This window comes from Mesorhizobium sp. M1A.F.Ca.IN.020.06.1.1 (genome assembly GCF_004023265.1).
In the GTDB taxonomy this organism is placed as follows: domain Bacteria; phylum Pseudomonadota; class Alphaproteobacteria; order Rhizobiales; family Rhizobiaceae; genus Mesorhizobium.
In genome coordinates, this window is sequence record NZ_RZSR01001035.1 from 1 (window position 1) to 2,029 (window position 2,029).

General features: G+C 65.4%; 3 protein-coding genes and 1 riboswitch. All 3 genes read left to right on the forward strand.

Features of this window, described 5'->3' with window-relative positions; translation table 11 throughout:
- Positions 1–1,031 (forward strand): winged helix-turn-helix domain-containing protein (locus EOA60_RS30590; protein WP_164899671.1); only part of this gene is annotated, 1,031 nt, incomplete at its 5' end.
- 29 nt (positions 1,032–1,060) lie between these two features.
- Positions 1,061–1,260: riboswitch (cobalamin riboswitch) on the forward strand.
- Positions 1,261–1,298: 38 nt separating this feature from the next.
- Complete coding sequence (locus EOA60_RS30595; RefSeq protein WP_095826209.1) at positions 1,299–1,727, forward strand: DUF1636 family protein; 429 nt, start codon at positions 1,299–1,301, stop codon at positions 1,725–1,727.
- A gap of 1 nt (position 1,728) precedes the next feature.
- Positions 1,729–2,029: GTP-binding protein (locus EOA60_RS30600; protein ID WP_281060797.1), on the forward strand; the 301-nt coding region annotated here is incomplete at its 3' end.

Sequence of the window (2,029 nt, forward strand, 5' to 3'; positions counted from 1 at the left end):
ATATGCCGCTCTATTCGCGCCTCGGCCCCTACCCGCTTGCGCTGCTCGACAACGCGGCCGTCACGCGCAAGCGAACCGTCTTCGAATACTGGGCCCATGAGGCTTCCTTCCTGCCCGTCGAGACCTATCCGCTGATGCGCTGGCGCATGCAGCGCGCCGAGCAAGGCGAGGAAATGTATCTCGGCCTCGCCAAATGGGGCCGCGAGCGCAAGGCGATGATCGAGGAGATCTACGGCCAAGTCGCGGAACGCGGGCCGATCGCCGCCTCCGACATCGAAGGCCACAAGGGCAATGGCAGCTGGTGGGGCTGGAGCGAGGCCAAGCACGCTTTCGAATGGCTGTTCTGGGCCGGGCGCATCACCACCGCCTACCGGCGTGGATTCGAGCGCTATTACGACCTGCCCGAACGGGTTCTGCCGCCGGCCGTGCTCGACTTGCCGGTGCCCTCTGTCGAGGACGCGCATCGCCAGTTGCTGCGCATTTCCGCGCGCGCCCACGGCATCGCCACCTATGGCGACCTGCGCGACTATTTCCGCCGGGCGCCTGGCGATACGAAGGCCGGGATCGAGGAACTGGTCGAGATGGGCGAACTGCTGCCGGCGAAGGTCGAAGGCTGGGACAAGCCCGCCTATCTCCACAAGGATGCCCGCTTTCCGCGCCGCATCGAGGCTCGCGCCCTGCTCGCGCCCTTCGATCCGGTGGTTTTCGAACGCACGCGCACCGAGAAGCTCTTCGGGTTCCGCTACCGCATCGAGATCTACACGCCGGCCGAGAAGCGCCAGTACGGCTACTACGTGCTGCCTTTCCTACTCGGCGACCGGATCGTTGCCCGGGTCGATCTGAGAGCTGACCGCCCGGCCGGAGTGCTGCGCGTCCATGCGGCTTTTGCCGAAGCCGGCGCTCCCGCCGAAACGGCCGCACAACTCTTCGGTGAGTTGAAACAGATGCAGGCATGGCTCGGCTTGGAAACCATCGAGGTGACGCCGGCCGGCGACCTTGGGCCGGCGTTGACCGACATTTCGGTGTCGTAGCCGCGCGTTGACATGCGAGCACCTCTAAGCCTAAATCCGCCGCAGACGGTCTCCTCCCGGCAAGGGGAGGAGCCAAGAGGGAATGCGGTGCGGGAAAACCCAAATCCGCGGCTGTCCCCGCAACTGTGAGCGACGAGCCTCAGCCGAAAACCACTGGGATGTTCCCGGGAAGGCGGCGTAAGGCGACGACCCGCGAGCCAGGAGACCTGCCGTCTGAGACATGAGAATCCGATCGCTCGGCGGGTTTTCCGGGCAAGGAGCCTGGTTTTGGATCGCAACGTCAGTTTTCCGGCTAATACCGCGGACATTTCGTCCGAACCCCGCGACGCGCTATCGGAAGTGACCGTCATCGTCTGCTCCTCCTGCCGCGATGAGACCGGTTCGGACGCGCATCCGCGCGCCGGCGCCCTCCTTGCCGAAGACGCGCGCCGCGCCGCGCCGGACGAGAAAATCCGCATCCGCACCGTCGAGTGTCTCGGCAATTGCAAACGCCGCCTGAGCGCGGCGCTGCTGCGCGACGGCTGCTGGAGCTATGTCTTCGGTGACCTGGAAACGACCAGCGGCGCCGACCTCGTCACCGGCGCAAAGCTCTTTGCCACCTCGACCGACGGCCTCATCCCCTGGCGAGGCCGGCCCGATTCCCTCAAGCGCGGCCTGGTTGCCCGCCTCCCTCCCCTCGACCTGCTGAAGGACTGACATGACCGCATCCCTCTCCCGTGTTCCCTGCACTGTCATCACCGGCTTTCTCGGCGCCGGCAAGACCACGCTGATCCGCAACCTGCTCGAAAACGCCAAGGGCAAGCGGCTGGCGATCATCGTCAACGAATTCGGCGATGTCGGCATCGACGGCGAGATCCTGAAAGGCTGCGGCATCGACACCTGCCCGGAGGAAAATATCGTCGAGCTCGCCAATGGCTGCATCTGTTGCACCGTCGCCGACGATTTCGTGCCGGCGCTCGACCAGATCCTGTCGCGCACACCGAAAGTCGACCACATCC